Source organism: Rhodococcus sp. IEGM 1306 (assembly GCF_036541985.1).
Taxonomy (GTDB): domain Bacteria; phylum Actinomycetota; class Actinomycetes; order Mycobacteriales; family Mycobacteriaceae; genus Rhodococcus_F; species Rhodococcus_F qingshengii.
In genome coordinates, this window is record NZ_JAZHFF010000001.1 from 1,313,815 (window position 1) to 1,332,280 (window position 18,466).

At 64.1% G+C, this 18,466-nt stretch carries 13 protein-coding genes; 5 read left to right on the forward strand and 8 right to left on the reverse strand.

All coding sequences use genetic code 11. The features are described from left to right. Positions 1–65: 65 nt before the first annotated feature. From V3587_RS06495 to V3587_RS06515, 5 genes are all read right to left on the reverse strand, one after another. Positions 66–3,827: a multifunctional oxoglutarate decarboxylase/oxoglutarate dehydrogenase thiamine pyrophosphate-binding subunit/dihydrolipoyllysine-residue succinyltransferase subunit gene (locus tag V3587_RS06495; protein ID WP_047268983.1), complete on the reverse strand. Its 3,762-nt coding sequence runs from the start codon at positions 3,825–3,827 to the stop codon at positions 66–68. A gap of 175 nt (positions 3,828–4,002) precedes the next feature. Beyond that, positions 4,003–7,812 carry an ABC transporter ATP-binding protein gene (locus V3587_RS06500; RefSeq protein WP_283376222.1) on the reverse strand — a complete coding sequence of 1,270 codons (3,810 nt, stop codon included), beginning with the start codon at positions 7,810–7,812 and terminating at the stop codon, positions 4,003–4,005. Between the two features lie 36 nt (positions 7,813–7,848). Next, positions 7,849–8,622 carry an ABC transporter permease gene (locus tag V3587_RS06505; protein WP_007736136.1) on the reverse strand — a complete coding sequence of 258 codons (774 nt, stop codon included), beginning with the start codon at positions 8,620–8,622 and terminating at the stop codon, positions 7,849–7,851. After that, positions 8,619–9,620: an ABC transporter ATP-binding protein gene (locus tag V3587_RS06510; RefSeq protein ID WP_007736138.1), complete on the reverse strand. Its 1,002-nt coding sequence runs from the start codon at positions 9,618–9,620 to the stop codon at positions 8,619–8,621. Before V3587_RS06510 ends, V3587_RS06505 begins: the two co-directional genes overlap by 4 nt. 68 nt (positions 9,621–9,688) lie before the next feature. Beyond that, positions 9,689–10,438, reverse strand: coding sequence for a hypothetical protein (locus V3587_RS06515; protein WP_003945111.1), 750 nt, complete (start codon positions 10,436–10,438; stop codon positions 9,689–9,691). 154 nt (positions 10,439–10,592) lie between these two features. Between V3587_RS06515 and V3587_RS06520 the strand changes: the two genes are divergently transcribed. Further along, the gene (locus V3587_RS06520; RefSeq protein WP_042923384.1) at positions 10,593–11,003 is read left to right on the forward strand and encodes a VOC family protein; all 411 of its coding nucleotides are present in this window, start codon (positions 10,593–10,595) and stop codon (positions 11,001–11,003) included. 11 nt (positions 11,004–11,014) lie between these two features. On the opposite strand, the gene V3587_RS06525 is transcribed toward V3587_RS06520, so the two are convergent. Beyond that, on the reverse strand, positions 11,015–12,049 hold the full coding sequence (locus tag V3587_RS06525) for a glutathione S-transferase family protein (RefSeq protein ID WP_042450363.1): 1,035 nt from the start codon (positions 12,047–12,049) through the stop codon (positions 11,015–11,017). A gap of 23 nt (positions 12,050–12,072) precedes the next feature. Further along, positions 12,073–12,762 carry a hypothetical protein gene (locus V3587_RS06530; protein ID WP_007736143.1) on the reverse strand — a complete coding sequence of 230 codons (690 nt, stop codon included), beginning with the start codon at positions 12,760–12,762 and terminating at the stop codon, positions 12,073–12,075. A gap of 126 nt (positions 12,763–12,888) precedes the next feature. Here V3587_RS06530 and V3587_RS06535 point away from each other — a divergent pair, with 126 nt between their 5' ends. Both V3587_RS06535 and V3587_RS06540 read left to right on the forward strand, forming a co-directional pair. After that, the gene (locus tag V3587_RS06535) at positions 12,889–13,512 is read left to right on the forward strand and encodes a PadR family transcriptional regulator (protein WP_003945150.1); all 624 of its coding nucleotides are present in this window, start codon (positions 12,889–12,891) and stop codon (positions 13,510–13,512) included. 2 nt (positions 13,513–13,514) lie between these two features. After that, positions 13,515–14,999 carry a DHA2 family efflux MFS transporter permease subunit gene (locus V3587_RS06540; protein ID WP_003945132.1) on the forward strand — a complete coding sequence of 495 codons (1,485 nt, stop codon included), beginning with the start codon at positions 13,515–13,517 and terminating at the stop codon, positions 14,997–14,999. On the opposite strand, the gene V3587_RS06545 is transcribed toward V3587_RS06540, so the two are convergent. Beyond that, a complete protein-coding gene (locus V3587_RS06545; RefSeq protein WP_283376223.1) occupies positions 14,959–16,359 on the reverse strand; it encodes an FAD-binding oxidoreductase in 1,401 nt (466 codons plus the stop codon). The two genes, V3587_RS06540 and V3587_RS06545, sit on opposite strands and share 41 nt — an antisense overlap. Here V3587_RS06545 and V3587_RS06550 point away from each other — a divergent pair. Continuing rightward, a complete protein-coding gene (locus V3587_RS06550) occupies positions 16,358–17,158 on the forward strand; it encodes an enoyl-CoA hydratase/isomerase family protein (protein ID WP_007736151.1) in 801 nt (266 codons plus the stop codon). The genes V3587_RS06545 and V3587_RS06550 overlap by 2 nt on opposite strands. Positions 17,159–17,251: 93 nt before the next feature. Beyond that, on the forward strand, positions 17,252–18,445 hold the full coding sequence (locus V3587_RS06555) for a class I adenylate-forming enzyme family protein (protein WP_030536925.1): 1,194 nt from the start codon (positions 17,252–17,254) through the stop codon (positions 18,443–18,445). Positions 18,446–18,466 lie beyond the last annotated feature (21 nt).

Sequence of the window (18,466 nt, forward strand, 5' to 3'; positions counted from 1 at the left end):
GCAGAGAGGCCGGGCCCCACACTCCTTGCGGAATGTGGGGCCCGGCCCTTGTCAAATTACTGAGATCAGTTGGTCGGCAGGAACGCCTCGTCCAAGATCTCCTGCTGCTCCACCGCGTGGACCTTGCTCGATCCCGAAGAGGGAGCGGACATCGGACGACGCGAGATGCGCTTGATACCGGTCAAGGTCTCCGGCAGAAGGTCCGGCAGAGCCAGCCCGAGGAACGGCCACGCACCCTGGTTTGCGGGCTCTTCCTGGACCCAACGGAACTGATCCGCATTCGGGTAACGGTCCAGGGTCTCCTTGAGGCGACGCTTCGGCACGGGGTAGAGCTGCTCCATGCGCACGATGGCGATGTCGTCTCGCTCGTCCTTGTGCTTCTTCGCCAGGAGTTCCCAGTACAGCTTGCCGCTGACCAGCAGAACCCGCTTGACCGATTCGCGTGCGCTTTCGCCGCTCTCGTATGCCGGCTCCTCGAAGACCGAACGGAACTTGCCCGTCGTGAAGTCCTCGACGTTGCTGACGGCAGCCTTGTTACGCAGCATCGACTTGGGCGTGAAAACCACCAGCGGACGGCGGATGCCGTCGAGGTGATGGCGACGCAGCAGGTGGAAGTAGCTGGCCGGAGTCGACGGAACCGCAACGGTCATCGAGCCTTCTGCACACAGCTGAAGGAAACGCTCGATGCGACCGGAGGTGTGGTCCGGACCCTGACCCTCGTGACCGTGCGGCAGGAGCAGCACGACGTCGGAGAGCTGACCCCACTTGGCCTCACCCGAAGAGATGAACTCGTCGATGATGGTCTGCGCGCCGTTGACGAAGTCACCGAACTGCGCTTCCCACAGGACCAGAGCGTCGGGGTTACCGACCGAGTAGCCGTACTCGAAGCCCAGACCTGCGTACTCGGTGAGTGCGGAGTCGTAGACCATGAACTTGCCGCCGTTTTCGGCGTCGGCAGCGATCTTGGCGATCGGGCTGTACTCGTTGCCGGTCTTGCGGTCGATGAGGACCGAGTGACGCTGCGTGAACGTTCCTCGCTTGGAGTCCTGACCCGCGAGGCGGATCAAGGCACCCTGCTCGGCCAACGAGCCGAACGCAAGCAATTCTGCGAACGCCCAGTCGACATGTCCCTCACGGGCCATCTCGCGGCGCTTCTCGGCAACCGGCTTGACGCGCGGGTGAACGGTGAAGCCGTCGGGGACGTTGACGAACGCATCACCGATGCGCTCGAGGACCTCGGGAGCGACAGCCGTGGTCAGGCGAGCCGGGGGAGTCTGGTCGAGTTCGACGGACTCGGACGGTTCGGGCTGGAACTTCTCGAGTTCACGGACCTCGTTGAAGACCCGTTCGAGCTGGCCCTGGTAGTCGCGAAGTGCGTCTTCGGCTTCCTTGAGCGAGATGTCACCGCGGCCGATGAGGGACTCGGTGTAGCTCTTACGAACGCTGCGCTTGGTGTCGATGACGTCGTACATGGCCGGCTGGGTCATCGACGGGTCGTCGCCCTCGTTGTGACCGCGACGGCGGTAGCAGATGAGGTCGATGACAACGTCCTTGCCGAACTTCTCACGGAAGTCGACGGCCAGCTGAGCAACCCAGACGCAAGCCTCGGGGTCGTCGCCGTTGACGTGGAAGACCGGTGCGGCGATCATCTTCGCGACGTCGGTGCAGTACTCGGACGAGCGTGAATGTTCCGGAGCGGTGGTGAAGCCGACCTGGTTGTTCACGACGATGTGCACGGTGCCACCGGTGCGGTAACCGCGAAGCAGCGAGAGGTTGAGCGTCTCGGCGACAACACCCTGACCGGCGAATGCAGCGTCACCGTGCAGCATGAGCGGCAGGACGGTGAAGCCTTCTTCGCCCTTGTCGAGGATGTCCTGCTTGGCGCGGACCAGGCCTTCGAGAACCGGGTCGACGGCCTCGAGGTGCGACGGGTTTGCGGTCAAGGAGACAGCGATGTCGTTGTCGCCGAACATCTGGATGTACGTTCCGCTGGCACCCAAGTGGTACTTCACGTCGCCGGAGCCGTGAGCGGCTGCCGGGTTCATGTTGCCCTCGAACTCCGTGAAGATCTTGGAGTACGGCTTGCCGACGATGTTGGCAAGGACGTTGAGTCGGCCACGGTGCGGCATGCCGATGACGACCTCGTCGAGCTGGTGCTCGGCGGCCTGGTCGATCACGGCGTCCATCATCGGGATGACTGCTTCTGCGCCTTCGAGCGAGAAGCGCTTCTGGCCGACGTACTTGGTCTGCAGGAACGTCTCGAAGGCCTCGGCGGCGTTGAGCTTGCTCAGGATGTACTTCTGCTGAGCGACCGAAGGCTTGGCGTGATGGCCCTCGACGCGGTCCTGGATCCACTGACGCTGATCCGTCTCGAGGATGTGCGTGTACTCGACGCCGACGTGGCGGCAGTACGCGTCGCGCAGCACGCTCAACACGTCGCGCAGCTTCATCTTCTCTTGACCGTGGAAGCCGCCGACCTTGAACTCACGGTCCAGATCCCACAGCGTCAGGCCGTGGCTGATGACGTCGAGGTCGGGGTGGCTGTGGAACTTGTCCTTGACGAACTGCAACGGGTCCGTGTCGGCCATGAGGTGGCCGCGGTCACGGTATGCAGCGATCAGTTCGAGAACGCGGGTGTTCTTGTCGACAGCGCCTTCCGGCACGTCCTTGCGCCACCGCACCGGCTCGTACGGGTTGCCGAGCGCGTGGAAGATCTCGTCGTAGAACTCGTCGCTGATCAGCAGGTTGTGGATCGTGCGCAGGAAATCGCCCGACTCGGCACCCTGGATGATGCGGTGATCGTAGGTCGAGGTGAGAGTCATCAACTTGCCGACGCCCATCTCGGCCAGCTTCTCGTCGCTGGCGCCCTGGAACTCGGCGGGGTATTCCATCGCGCCGGCACCGATGATGGCGCCCTGGCCCTTCATCAGGCGAGGAACGGAGTGAACCGTGCCGATACCGCCCGGGTTGGTCAGCGAAATGGTGACGCCGGTGAAGTCTTCGCCGGTGAGCTTGCCTTCACGGGCGCGTCGGACGATGTCCTCGTATGCCGCGTGGAACTGGACGAAGTTCATCGACTCGGTGTTCCGGATGGCGGCAACTACCAGTGAGCGGTTGCCGTCCTTTCCGGGAAGGTCGATCGCGAGTCCGAGATTGGTGTGCTCGGGCGTGACCGCGTTCGGCTTGCCGTCGATTTCGGCGAAGTGCCGGTTCATGTTGGGGAACGCGTTGACTGCCTGGACGATCGCGTAACCCAAGAGGTGGGTGAACGAGATCTTGCCGCCGCGGGTACGCGCGAGGTGGTTGTTGATGACGATGCGGTTGTCGAACATCAGCTTCGCGGGGATGGCACGCACGCTGGTTGCAGTCGGGATCTCGAGCGAGAGCGACATGTTCTTGACGACTGCGGCTGCGGCGCCGCGGAGAACCTTGGTTTCCTCGGCTCCGCCGGCAGGGGCGGGCTTGGCAGTAGCGGCCGCGGGCTTGGCTGCTGCGGGCTGGGCCGGGGCGGCCTTGGCGGCGGGCGCTGCCGTCTTCGCGGGGGCCGGAGCGGCAGCCTTGGCAGCCGGTGCAGGAGGTGCGGTCTTGGGGGCGGGAGGCGTGGCCTTGGGAGCAGCAGGCGGAGCTACAACAGCGGCGGGTGCAGCCGCGTTGCCGTTCGAGGCAGTCCCGTTTCCACCTCCCGTGTTCGCCGAGTCCGGCGAGTAATCGGTCAAGAATTCGTGCCAACTGGGATCCACGGACGACGGATCGTCCTGGAAGCGTTGGTACATCTCGTCAACCAGCCACTGGTTCTGTCCGAATTGGGATGTAGAACTGCTGCTCACGGCAGGTGTTCGCCTCGTTTCTATTTCGGTACCCGATCAGAGCGCCTATATACATGAGATTAGCCCGAGCGTGTGACGAGCAATTGTGCGGCACACAATTTGTGAGCTGTCTCACGGAAGTCCGTGATCTTGCGATCGCGCACTACCTCTCGGCGGTACAAATCCGTGCCGACTGTCACGCGACGGGGTTGCCTTCGATGACAGTTCTCGACGTCAGATTATTCCCCTCACGCGCCTGCGATGCATCCCAGAGTCCCGAGTAGTGACCACCGGCATACCGCAGAACATCGTGCGGGCCGTATTCAACGATACGTCCCCGGTCAACTACGACAACGAGGTCCGCTCGGGCAGCTGTCGCGAGGCGGTGAGCTACGACGACGGAAGTCCGTTTCCGGGTGACCGACCGACTTGCTTCGAGCACCATTCGTTCGGTCGCGGGATCGAGCGTCGCGGTCGCCTCGTCGAGGAGCAGAAGGTCCGGGTCGACGAGTTCGGCACGGGCCAATGCGATCAGTTGGCGTTGGCCCGCCGAGAGCCCCTGGCCGCGCTCGCCGACGGGATGATTCATGCCTCCACGCATGTCGGCTATCGAATTCAGTGCGCCGACGGAACGTGCCGCTTCCTCGATCTCCGCGTGCGACGCCGACGGCCTGCCGTACGCGATGTTGTCGGCGACCGTGCCGGTGAACAGATGGGCTTCTTGTGGGACCACGCCGAGGCGACGTCGGTACTGCGAGAGGTGGAAGTTCCGGATGTCGGTTCCGTCCACGTCGACCGATCCGGACGTCGGGTCGTAGAAGCGGGCGAGCAACTTCACGACCGTCGACTTCCCGGCACCGGTTCGGCCGACCAGAGCGACGGTCGTGCCCGGCGGGATTTGCAGATCGAAATCGGAGAGGGCGTCGACGTCCGCACCCGAGTACCGGAACCCGACCCCGTCGAGATGGACGGCGCCGTCGAGTCGTCCGGAGATCGCGATCAGATCCTCGCTATCGGCAGTCTCGATCGAACTGCGAGTGCGCAGCAGGTCGCCGATTCGTTGCAATCCGACGTTTGCCTGTTGGTAACCATCGAACACTTGTGAGAGTTGCTGAATCGGTCCGAACAGCAGACCGAGGTAGAGCACGAAAGCGATCAGTACGCCGGGCGACGTCGACCCGTTGGCGATCTGGTGCGCACCGACGAACACGACCGCGGCCAACGCGAGGTCGGACAGGAACGAGATGAAAGGGAAGTAGATCGAAATGGCTCGCTGCGACCGCATCCGCGATCGGCGGTAGCTTTCGGAGCGTTCTGCGAACCTACGCGCCGCACCTTCTTCGCGGCGGTAGGCCTGAGCTGCTCGCAGACCGGCGATGTTCTCCTGGAAGTCGGCATTGACGAGCGAGATCCGTTCGCGGGACTGGCTGTAGGCAACCGAGGAGATCTTGCGGAAGATCACGGTCGCAACCACGAGCGGTGGGATGACGGCCAGCGCCACCAGGCCGAGCGTCACGTCGGTCGCCAGGAGGGCGATCGAAATTCCGCCGACGGTCAGGACGCTCACGATCGCCGTCGACATACCGGTTTGGATGAACGACGAGAGCGCGTCGACGTCGGTGGTCATACGCGTCATGATGCGGCCGGACAATTCCCGTTCGTAGTAGTCCAGACCCAGGCGCTGCAGGTGTGCATAGCTGCGTACGCGGAGCCCGAACAACACGCGTTCGCCGGCCCGGGCGGTGAGCACCGTCATGACCGCGACGACGACCCAGTCCGCTGCGACCAGGAGCGCGCCGAATGCCGTCGCTATCCAGAGCGTGCTGCTGTCCGCGGTCACGACTCCGTGGTCGATCGCGTATCTGACGAGGGAGGGAAATGCGATCGCCGCTGCGGAGTCCAGGGCAAGGCACACGACAACCGCCAGTAGAACCCAGCGGACCGGCCTCAAGATCTGTCGGAGTGAGAACTGTGGATTCGATTCGCGCAGGCTCTCAGGAGCAATTCCGGGGTCTTCGCGTGCGGGTGGGAGAGCGTCGACTGCTGCCCGCAGGGACGGCGTCACCGCGATTCCGCTGAGCGCTCCGGCCATCGGTCCGCCCGCACCCTGCGTCGTAGCGGCTGTGCTGTCGGCTTCGGATTCCGGTGCCTGCGGCCACAACTGCTCGGTTGTCGGCTCGCTGCGGTCACGTCCGAAAGCATCGGAGTCGACGTCGTCGAGTTCGGCCGGTAGTTCCGGCGGCGAGGAGAACAGGGCACGAAAGAGCGGACATCGCGCTTCCAGTTCGTCCACGGTTCCGGAGTCGATGATCCGTCCGCCGTCGAGAACCGCGACCCGGTCTGCGAGCGTCAGGGTGGACCGCCGGTGAGCGAGGATGAGCGTGGTCTGGCGCCGTCTGGCCCGGAACGCGTCGAAGATCGCGGCTTCGGTAGCCGCATCGACTGCGGAGGTCGCGTCGTCGAGGACCAGGATCCGTGGGTCGACGAGCAGTGCCCTGGCAAGTGCGATGCGCTGACGCTGGCCGCCCGACAGCGTCAGACCTCGTTCACCGACAACGGTGTCGTATCCGTCCGGGAGTGCCTCGATGAACGAATCTGCCTGTGCCAGTGCTGCTGCGTCGCGGATGTCCTCGTCGGAGGCGTCCTCGCGACCCAGTGCGATGTTGGCGGCAATGGTGTCCGAGAACAGGAAAGGTTCGTCGAAGACCAGGCTGACGGCGGCACGAAGCTGCTCACTGCGCAGTTCGCCGATGGGGAACGTCTCGCCCGCGGTATCGACGGTCACTACACCCGAAGTCGGGGCGTAGAACCGGGGGAGAAGCAAGGACAACGCGGTCTTGCCCGACGCGGCCGGCCCCACGACGGCGACGGTCTCGCCCGGTTCTATGCGGAGGTTCAGCCCGGTCAGGACGTCGCGTTCGGTGTCGAACCCGAATGCGACGTCTTCGAAAGTGACGCCGAGCGGACCGTCGGGCAGGTCCACCGGATGGTCAGGATCGGCGATGTCCGGCTGAGCGTTGATGACGTCGTAGACACGCTCGACAGCGGCGCGCGCAAGCTGCGCCATGACGATGACCGACGACAGAGTTCGGGTGACGCCGGTCATCGTCACGATGTAGGTGGCGAACGCGAGAAACGTTCCCACGGTGATCTTGTCGTGCAGTGCGAGATACCCGCCGAGGGCGATCACTCCCACCTGCCCCAGCTGGGGCAAGGCGGCCATGGTCGGCGCGAATTTCGCGTTCAACCACGCGGCGCGAAGACGCTCCGAATACAGCGTGCGGCTGTGCTTTTCGAGTTGGTCGACGGCTCGTTGTTCCTGCCCGAATCCCTTGACGACGCGCACGCCCGTGACGGTTTCCTCGACATGTTGGGCGAGGTCGGCGGCCCGCTGCTGCGCGGACCATGTTGCGGCGAAGAGCATCGGTCGCATCAGGAACACCACCAGCCCTACTGCGGGGATGACGGCGACAGCGACGAGAGTCAACAGCGGCGAGAGCCACGCCATGATGCCGATCGCGAGCACGAATTGCAGGAGCGCACCCGCGGACATGGGCACCATCGCGAGCAAACCCTGGACGAGTTGTAGATCGGTGATGGACCGGGATACCACCTGGCCTGTGCGGATCTGATCCTGCCCGCGTCCGTCGAGGCGTTGCAGCGAGCCGAGCAGGGCGAGCCGCAAGTCGTGTTGAACATCGAGCGAGAGTCGGCCGGCAAGCATCCGTCGGCCGTACTGGCACGCGAAGCGCACGACCGCGAGCAGCGCGATCGCCAGCGCGACGAACCCGATCACCTTGCCTGGGTTCTCCTGGCTTGCGGCGTCGAGCGCATAGCGGGTCAGAAGAGGAAACGAGATGTCGATCGCCGAAGCGATGACGGTCACCAGAAGCGCGCCGATGGCAACTCTTCGGTGCAACCAGCATGCGTGCGCCAAGCGGCGGATCCAGCCCGGAGCTCGATCGACCTCTCCAGCTACCGGACTGTCCGTGTTGATCGTGTTCATCGAGATCCACGGTAGACCCGGCCCCAGACAGCCTTTTCAGGTGATGTCGCGGGTCCTGGTCCGCAGCCAACCGAGCCCGCAGAACAGAACCACCCAAGCTGCCAGCATCATCGGGCCGCTCGGCCAGGACGCAAACGCGTCGACGTCGATCGACGGGGCCGCATTGATGATCGTGCCGATCGTGGCCGACACCGGAAGCGCGGCCCCGACCCCGCCGAGATCCATCGCGAGCAGCACTGCGCGGACGATCCATTCACCGAAGACGAACCACAGGATGACCGAGAGGGCACCGGCCATCGACGAACCGGTGAGCAGTGCCACCCCGGCGCCGAGCAGTGCCCACAGAGCGCACGCCAGAATGCCTGCGGCGCAGATGGCGAAGAGATCGGTGGTGAAGCTGAAGTCCCGGCCGAAGAGCAACATCGCGCCGATGCTGACTACTTCGACCGCCAACGCGTAGCCGACGGCGAATACCGCGACGACGGCAAGTTTTGCGCCGAGAACTCCGTCACGGCCGCGAGCTGTGAGGAACGTCGTGGTGAGAGTTTTGTAGCCGAATTCGGATCCGGCGGTGAGTGCTCCGAAGACAGCCGCGAACACCAGGACAAGCGTGTTGGAGACACCGAGGCTGACGCCGGTGGACACGACATCGACGTCGAAGGTGGTGTCTGCCGAATCGGCCACGGCTTCGACGAACGTCCTGGTGGAGGCAGCAATCAGCACGGCCACGACGACCGGTGCGATGGCCAGTGCCCACCAGTAGCGCAGGGTGAGAACTTTGAGTGTCTCCGCGCGCACGAGCGTGGTCATCGGTGTCCTCCGGAAGGTCCGTATGCGGCAGGGCCGTAATAGCCCGGTCCGGAACCGGGACCGGGTGGGCGGTGGTATCCGACCTGGGGAACCGCGTACTGCGGTGTTGTCATCGCGAGGAACAGTTGCTCGAGATCTGCGCCTTCGGTTGCGACGCCGAAGATCGTGACACCGGCGGCGGATGCCACCGGTGGGAGCACCGACGTGTCGGTGCCGCCCACGGCGAGCCGTCCGTCCTGCGTGATCTGGGCGTCGATGATTCCGCGAGCGGCCAATGCCGTGGCGAGGAGCGCTGGGTTGGAACACGAGACGAGCAGTCGACTGCGCTGCGAGCGGCGAAGTTCGTCCATGGTCCCTTGGTAGACGAGTGAGCCGGCGCTGACGATGACCACGCTGTCGACGGTCGCTTCGACTTCACGAAGCGCGTGACTCGAGATCAGAACCGTTCGGCCGGAACCGGCGAAGGTCTGCAGGAACTGACGAAGCCACGCCATGCCCTCGGGGTCGAGTCCGTTCGCGGGTTCGTCGAGCACGAGGATCTCGGGATCACCGAGCATCGCGGTGGCAAGGATCAGGCGTTGGCGCATCCCGAGCGAGAAGGTGCCGGTCTTGTGGACTCCGACCGATCTCAGACCGACCATGTCCAGCACCTGCGCCGCGCGCTGAGTCGGCATGCCGATAGCGGCCGCGTAGATCTCGAGGTGTCCGAGCGCCGTTCGTTTCGGATGGAGACTGCCGACGTCGAGTACTGCGCCGACGGTCCGAGCCGGGTTGGGCAGCAAACGCATCGGGGTGCCGTTGATCGTGGCCGATCCCGACGTCGGTGACACCAGTCCGAGGAGCATCCGCAACGTGGTCGTCTTGCCCGAACCGTTCGGGCCGAGAAACCCGGTGATCGAGCCCGCCTGAACGTCGAAGCTCAGGTCGTTGACCGCGCGCGCCGCCTTGAACGTCTTCGTCAACCCACGAATCTCGATGGGGGCAGAGAAGGATCCCATTGCGGTGTTCGTCAATGCTGCTCCCGGGTCGGCGGCGAATACGTGATGCGAGCCTACGGCCCGGACGGCTATCTGCGGATGGCCCGGCGTGTCTCCGTCTGGGGAAGCACTGCGGCATCGTCGGCAGGCATCACGATCAGGTGGTCGGTCCACCTGGCCGGTGCCGGTCCGAAGGCTTCGCGCGCATTCTTGACGACGCCCTTGCCGATTGCACGGTTGCCCGCACCGCCGATGACCGCACCGATTCCGGCCGGAACGAGCTTGCCGAGGATCAGTGCGCTGCGCTTGGCGGCGTACTTGGTCACGAATTTCCGCACGAGGGTGCTGTTCATTCCCCTCATCGTGGGTCCGGGAATCTTGCTCGTGATTGCCGTTCCCCAGTTCTTGGCTGTGATTCCGGTGGCCTTCTGCACGATCTCCATACCGGATTCGCCGAGGGCGACTGCCAGGACCAGGGCACGTCGTTGCTGGTGATCCTGTACGGAGATTCCATGCACTGACGCAATTGCCAACGTCAGCAGCGCTGACGCCTCGAGGAAGAAAGCCGATTCCGCACCGACGGCAGCGATGGACGCGACCGTTCCGACGCCCGGCACGGCGGCGGTGGCGCCGACGGCACTGCCGCTTCCGGTCACGGCGAGAATGAACATCTTCTCCATCCGCTCGACGATCTGAGCAGGTGACTCGTCGGGGTGGGCCTTACGGACGTGGTTGACGTATTTGGCCACTGCGGGCGCTTGCAGGCGGCTTCCGTTGTCGAGAACGGAAACGAGGACCTTCTCGATACGCCCGCTGTCGTTGTTCGTCGACTTGCTCATTGCTGCCCCTCCACAGTTGTCCTCCTCTGAAGCGAGGTGGACCGTATCTCGAGAATAGGTGAAGTTTTCGCTGGCGGCGGTGATCACCGGGGCCATAGGCTCGTACGAGACTCGGTTTTCTTCGTGAGTTTTCCCAGGCAGGAGTTCGAGTGTTATGACCGCCACTTCGGAATCTCGTTCGACGACCATCTGGCCGACGCTGCGCTACCTCGACGCCCGTGCGGCAATCCACTTTCTGGTGAGCACCTTCGGTTTCGTGGAGAAGGCCGTCTACGGAGAGGGAGACGTGGTGGACCACGCCCAACTCGACTGGCCGGGCGGTGGCGGCATCATGTTGGGTTCGCCGCGCACCGATTCTGCGATCGCCGGCCTGCCGCCTGGAATCGGTTCGGTGTACATCGTCGTGGACGACGCGGACGCCGCCGATGCACTCCACGAACGCGCTGTCGCGGCGGGCGCCACGATCACGCAGGGATTGCGAAACGAGGACTACGGTTCGCGGGGGTTCACCTGCCGTGATCCCGAAGGTGTGTACTGGAGTTTCGGCACGTACGCAGGGGAGTAGCCCCCCGCGACCTACCTGGTGGCCCAGTGCTCTGCCGGAACCACTTCCGACGGGATGGGCGGATGTGGTGGTGTGCCGTCCCCGAACGGTCGGCCACCCAACTGTTCGCGTCCGTGCGGTTCGAGCCAGTGTGTCAATTCCGGTCCCTTGGGCACGATTCCGGAGGGATTGATCTCGGAATGCACGATGTAGTAGTGCGCTTTGATCTGTGTGAAGTCGATGGTGTCACCGAATCCGGGGGTTTGGAACAGATCGCGCGCGTAGTCCCACAGCACCGGCATCTCGCTGAGTTTGCTTCTGTTGCACTTGAAGTGGCCGTGATAGACGGGATCGAACCGCGCCAGCGTGGTGAACAGGCGCACATCGGCTTCGGTGATGGTGTCGCCCACCAGGAAACGTTGCCGGGCAAGACGTTCGGTGAGCCAGTCGAGGCGAGCGAACAGCGTGTCGTATGCCTCGTCGTACGCCTGCTGTGAACCGGCGAAACCGCAGCGGTAGACGCCGTTGTTGACGTCGCGAAAAACGTACTCGGCCACTTCGTCGATTTCGTTTCGCAGAGGCTCCGGGTACAGATCCGGTGCGCCTTCGCGGTGGTACTTCTTCCATTGCGTCGAGAAGTCGAGGGTGATCTGTGGGTAGTCGTTCGTGATCACCTTGCCCGTGGCGATCTCCACCATGGCGGGCACCGTGATTCCCCTGGGGTAGTGGGGATCTCGGGCGAAGTATGCGTCCTGCAGTCGCGGGATCTTCAGTACGGGATCGACGCCGCCCGGGTCGAGATCGAAAGTCCAGCTTCGCTTGTCGTGAACCGGACCGCAGATGCCCATCGACAGTACGTCTTCGAGGCCGAGCAGGCGGCGGACGATGATGGCGCGGTTTGCCCACGGGCAGGCACGTGCCACGATCAACCGGTATCGCCCGGGTTCGACGGGGTAACCGTCGCGGCCGTCCTCGGTGATCCGGGTCGGGATGTAGTTGGTGTCGCGTTTGAATTCACGACCCTCTTCGACGAATGTCGGTTCGCTCGCGCCGTCTTCCGTACTCATCTGCGGTCCCTCTCGTTCGAGTGTCAACTGGGCAGGTGCACGTGTACCCGAGCGTATGCCCCCAGAACGTCGAATTTGGCTTTACGTGGAAGCGTCGCTCCGATCGCACTGCCGCGACTTGTGCGTAGCTGCGGGATCAATCCGGAATCGAGAGCGTCCTCCGCAGCGAGAAGCGTTACTGCGCAGCCGATTCCGTGACGGCGATGCGCTGGAGCAGTCAGGGTCGTGAGATCTGCCACGAATCCCTGAAATTCGGAGTATGCCGCGCATCCGAGCACCTCGGCGGAATCGGTGAGGGCGGTGAACCACCGCGTCCGGTTCCCGAGGTCGGCTGTGGTGCTGTCGTCGGGTGGGCACAGCGCAGCGACGGCGAGGGCGTCGTCGATGTCGTGGGAAATCAGTAGTTGCTCGTCGGGCGGCGCGTCCGTGTAGTCGCCGAGGAAAGCGAGATCGACGGGGCCGGTGATTCTGCCGCCGTGATCGCCGGCGATCTCGAGCAGACGCGCCGGTTGCAGCAGGGCGTCGACGGAGATGTCCTCGGTGCGCTCGATGAACCACTGCGGCCCGACGATCGCACCTGAGCCTGCCAGATCGAGAACGTGGATGTCGTCGCCGACGACGCGGGCCGTGTGTGCCGGCCGAAGTGCCGAGTCGCCGAGGCCCAGTTCACGTGCCCAAGCGAGTCGGATGATGTCGAGGTGATGTTCGTCCACTCGCTACAGGCTAGTCCGATTCGAACGGGTTGATCGAGATGGACAGAGGTCGTATATTCCATGTGGACTATTTCAGGTGGAATAGTCAAGAAATAGTCAATTGCGGCTTGTCAGGGAGGGGGACTCATGGGTGACGTGTCTCTGACGCCTCTGGGAATCACCGTTCTGGGCCTGCTGTCCGAGCGTTCGATGCATCCGTACGAGATGTATCAACTGGCCTCGGTTCGCCGGGGCGATCAGTTGGTGAAGATCAAGCCGGGATCGCTCTATCACACGGTTTCCCGGTTGGAGAAGCAGGAACTTCTGGCTTCGATCGGGACCGATCGTGAGGGCAACCGGCCCGAACGGACGACGTACGAGATCACCGCCCGGGGCCGTGAGGCCCTCGAGCATCAACTACGTGAGATGTTGGCGGTTCCGGTGCGGGAGTATCCGCGGTTGCCGCTCGCGCTCGCTGAAATGCACAACCTCTCCGCGTCCACCGCGTGTCAGATGCTTCGAATTCGTCTCGCGCACCTCGACAAGACGATCGCGAAATTCGAGGTCGACTACGAAGCGGTGAAGGCGGCGGAAAAACCACGAATCTTCACGGTGGGCGCGGACTACGCCCACGCACTGACCGTCGCCGAAAGAGAGTGGATCGGCGCGTTGGTGACAGACATCGAGAGCGGCGAAATGCCCTGGCTCTCACAAGAACTTCTCGACCGGCTGGCCGGCTCCGCAGGCTCGTCCGCACTACCTAAGGACTGAAGATGGAAAAGCAGGTCAATCCCTGGCACGCGCTGTGGGCGTTGTGTATCGGGTTCTTCATGATTCTGGTGGACAGCACCATCGTCGCTGTCGCCAACCCTGCGATCATGGAGGACCTCGGCACCGACATCAACAAGGTCGTCTGGGTCACCAGCGCGTACCTGCTGGCGTACGCGGTGCCGCTGCTCGTCACCGGCCGGCTCGGTGACAGGTTCGGACCGAAGAACCTGTACATGATCGGCCTCGTACTGTTCACCGGCGCTTCACTGTGGTGTGGTCTGTCCGGCAGCGTCGAGATGCTCATCGTGGCAAGGGCTTTCCAAGGTCTGGGCGCCGCAATGATGACGCCTCAGACGATGGCCGTCATCACACGCACGTTCGCGCCGAACAAGCGTGGCGCCGCAATGGGCCTGTGGGGTGCGGTTGCCGGTGTTGCGACGCTGGTCGGTCCGCTTGCCGGTGGTGTGTTGGTCGACAATCTCGGCTGGGAATGGATCTTCATCGTCAACGTCCCGGTTGGTGTCATCGCCTTCCTCCTCGCGTGGAAGCTTGTTCCGTCGTTGCCGACCAGCGAGCACAAGTTCGACATTCCCGGCGTGATTCTCAGCGCCGCAGGCATGTTCCTGCTCGTGTTCGGAATCCAGGAAGGCAGTTCGTACGACTGGAACGGATTCGTCTGGAGCCTGATCGGCGCCGGTGTGGTGTTGCTCGCGGTGTTCGTGTTCTACCAGTCGCGCAACAAGAACGAGCCCTTGCTCCCACTCGAACTCTTCAAGGACCGCAACTTCTCGCTCGCCAACGTCGCCATCACCGCGATGGGCTTCGCGATCACGTCGATGGTCCTTCCGCTGATGTTCTACACCCAGGCAGTTCGCGGACTCTCCCCGACGCAGTCGGCGCTCCTCCTCGTTCCGATGGCCGTGCTGACCGGCATTTTTGCGCCGATCATCGGCAAGCTCGTCGACAAGACGCATCCGCGCTACATCGCAGGCACCGGCTTCCTGCTGTTCGCGATCGCCCTGGGCTGGCTGGCATTGGTTATGTCTCCCGACGTCGCGATCTGGGAACTGCTCCTGCCGATCGGCCTGATCGGCTTCGCCAACGCATGCATCTGGTCGCCGCTCGCGGCCACCGCCACACACAACCTGCCTCCGATGCAGGCCGGCGCCGGGGCGGGCGTCTACAACACCACCCGGCAGGTGGGTGCGGTTCTCGGCAGTGCCGCGATCGGAGCACTGATCACCGCACGATTGGCGGCTCAGGGTCTGACCGGCGGCAGTTCCGAAGCCGGAGTGGGTCACCTACCCGAGTTCGTCCGTGAACCGTTCAGCACGGCGATGTCGGAGTCGATCTGGCTGCCCGCAGGCGTGCTGCTCATCGGCTTCGTCGCTTCGGTGTGCTTCGCTCGGCCTCTGCGCGGCGACGCACACGACGACGCGATGGCCGTCAGTGCCGAAGCGCGTCGGGAAACATCACTGCACGATTGAGATAGTCGCTCGGGTCCAGGGCTCGCTTGATCGCCCACATCGTGGCTATGTCCTCCGCAGAGAGGGCCAGGTCCAGATAGTTGCGTTTGAGCGAGCCCACCCCGTGCTCGGAACTGACGTTTCCGCCGTGATCGCGAACCAGTTCGAGGACGCTGCGGTACACGGTGTCGGCGTTCGGGCAGTTCAGGACGTTGAGGTGGATGTTTCCCTCGGCGACATGTCCGAAGAGGATCGGAATTGCCTCGGGGGCACGACTCGCGATCACCACCGCGGCGTCCTCGGCGAAGGTGGCAAGCGAGTCCAGCGGCAGCGCCGCGTCGAATTTCAGTGGGGGACCGAACAGTCCGACCACTTCGGCGAAACACTCCCGCGCCGCCCACAAACGCGTCGAGCCGGGATCGTCGACCGCCACTGCCGGGGTCTGCGGTGGGTCGATGCGTTCGAGCAGCTCGGCCAGGTCTCCCAGCGGATCGTGGGCCGCGGACACCTCGGCGAGCAGGTACCACGGTCGCCCCGTCGGCACCGCGGCGTTCAAATGGCGTGCGGCCAATTCGAGTCCACGGCCGTCCACCAACTCCAGTGCGTCGACGCCGTCGAGAGTGCGCAACGTACGCCCCGCGTCCACGACGTCTTGCAGTCGGTCGAAACCGGTCAGCGTCGTGACCCGGTGAGTCGGTACCCGTCGTAGTTTCAGATCGACTGCCGTGACCACACCAAGAGTTCCCTCGCTGCCCACCCACAGAGCGGGCAGGTTGTATCCGGAATTGTCGGACAACACTTTCGGTGACCGGCGCACAGGAGTTCCGTCGGGGAGTACCACCTCGAGTCCGAGCACCTGTTCGGCCATGTTCCCGTATCGAACCGTGTGCAGGCCACCGGCATTGGTGGAGACCATGCCGCCGATCGTCGCAGTGTCCCGCGAGGCTATGTCGACACCGAACTTCAAACCGGCGGCGGCGGCCGCCGAATGTACCTGCGCGAGTGTCGCTCCCGCACCGACGGCGATCCGACCGGCGGCAACATCGACTTCGCCGATCGCCTCGAGGCGTTCGGTGGAGAGCAGGACGTCGTCGTGCTCGGGCACCGTCCCGGCGACCAGACCGGTTCGCCCGCCCTGAATGGTGACCGGTACGCCGCGCGAGCGGCACACGTTCAGCACTGCCGAGACTTCGGCGGTATTTCGGGGTCGGACCAGAGCGCTGGCGCGCCCGCTGTAGCGCCCTGTCTGGTCGGTGGAACGGGTCGCCAACACGTCGGCGTCGTCGACGACGAACCGGTGTCCCACAACGTCCGCGAGTGCATTTCTCAGACCGTCCACCCGACGATCGTAGGCCGGTTCGATGTGGCAGTGTGGCGGCATGACTGCTCCCGAATCGCATCCCACCCGTCTCGAGCGCTTCACCACCGATGGTGGTGCCGAGGTGGCTGTCCTGACGTTCGCGCACGGACCACTCAATCTGTTCGATCAGGCCATGTTCGACGCCGTCATCGCCGATGTTGCAGCGCTGACCGAAAACCCACCGCGCGCTGTGCTTCTGCGCGCCGAGGGCAAGGTCAACTCGGCCGGCGTCGACGTCCATGTGTTCGACGGACTGAACCCGGAGCAGGGAGCGGAATTGTGGCGCGAACTGTTCGCCCAGATCTGCCATCCGCTCGAGGCGTTGCCGTGCCCGGTCATCTACGCGGCGCACGGGCTGACGCTGACTGCTGCCTTCGAGATCTCCTTGGCCTGCGACATCATCCTCGCGGCGCCGAAGGCGAAGTTCGGACTGGTCGAGACAGTGGTCGGTCTGACGCCGTCCATGGGTGGACCGCAGCGTTTGGCCGAGCGCGCCGGTTCCGGACGGGCTCGGGAGTTGGTCATGACCGGCGATCTCTACGACGCCGCAACCCTGCACTCGTGGGGCGTCGTCAATGCAGTTCACGACGATGTCGATGCTGCGGCGCGTGCCCTGGCGGCCCGGTTGGCGGACGGGCCCACGCGAGCCCACGACGCCACCAAGCAGATCGTGGCGGCCTGGCGTTCCGGCGGGATCGCCCACGCGGATTCGGTGACTCCCGGGGTGTCCGGTGCGCTGTTCGCCACCGATGACCTACGCGGCGCTGTGCGCAGTTTCCTCGAGGTCGGACCGGGCAAAGCGGTCTACTCCGGAAAGTAAGTTTGCGACGATTATTGCTAGAGACCTCCACGAACTGTGATCCACGTCATATAGTCGAATGGCCGGTGGGTTGTCAGTGACGTGGAGGTATCGATGCGGTCGACGCTTGTGGAATACCCGTGTTCGACTCAGCTCCTCGCCGACGCCCGTGTCACCCGTGCGGGTGACGGGGTGCTTCGGTACAGCCAACTCGACCCGTCGCTGTCCGAACTCCTCGATATCGCCGTTCATCGATTCTCCTCACGCATCGCGGTGGAGGAGGTCGACGGCGAGCAGGTCACCTTCGCGGAGTTGTGGGCCGAGGCGTCGCGGGTCGCAGGCGGGCTGAAGTCGCGAGGCGTCGAGATCGGTGACCGTGTGGCCATTCGCGTCGCCGCCGGGGTGAGGTGGATGGAGGCGTGCCTCGGCGTCATTCTCGCCGGCGGTGTTCCGGTCTCCGTGGGTGTTCATCTGAGCGACGACGCGGCGGACTTCGTCATCGCGGACAGTGGCTCGGTGTTGGTGCTCGACGGGGAACTCCCACACGGTGTTCCGTTCATCGACGACGGTGCCGCCCCGGAGGAGATGGCGATCCTCGCGTACACCGCCGATTCTTCGGGCGAAATGCTGGGCGTCGAGTTGAGCAACGAGAACGTGCTCTCCGCCATCGTCGGCATTCTGCACTCGCGCGATTACGGCGTCGAAGGTGTGCGAAATCTGTTGGTGGACAATGACTTCAAGTCGGTACGGCAGTTCGTGCACGTGCTCGCGACGTTGGTGGTCGGTGGAACGGTGGTCCTCGCCGGCGACTTCTGGCGTGAGAGTGTGCATACCGTCGACATCGTGACCGGGCGGCCCGAGGACCTGCTCGAGCCACGGTTGCTCACCCTTGGACCGGCGGCGCGTGCCGGTTCGAGGTCGGTTCAGTGGATCGATTGCAGCGGGTCGCCGATCACGGCCGAACAGGAATCCAAGCTGCTGACCCTGTTCCCGGCCGCTCGGCATGTGATCGGGTGGGGCAAAACCGAGACCTGTGGGGCTGGTCTCATTCTGCCAACCGAGTCGGCGCCCACCCACCTCGGAAGCGTCGGAATCGCTTTCGGTGGAATGGAAGTGGCGTTGTACGGCCCGGACGCTCCAGGTGGTTTCGGTGAGTTGCTGTGCCGTGGACCGAGTGTCACGCGTCGGTATTGGAACTCGCCGCAAGCGACCTCGACGAGGTTCACCCAGGGGTGGTTCTGCACTCACGACACCGCGCAGATCGACCCCGATGGCTTCGTCCGTATTGTCGAACGCAACGTCGCGTAGTCACGCGAGCGTGGTCGACAA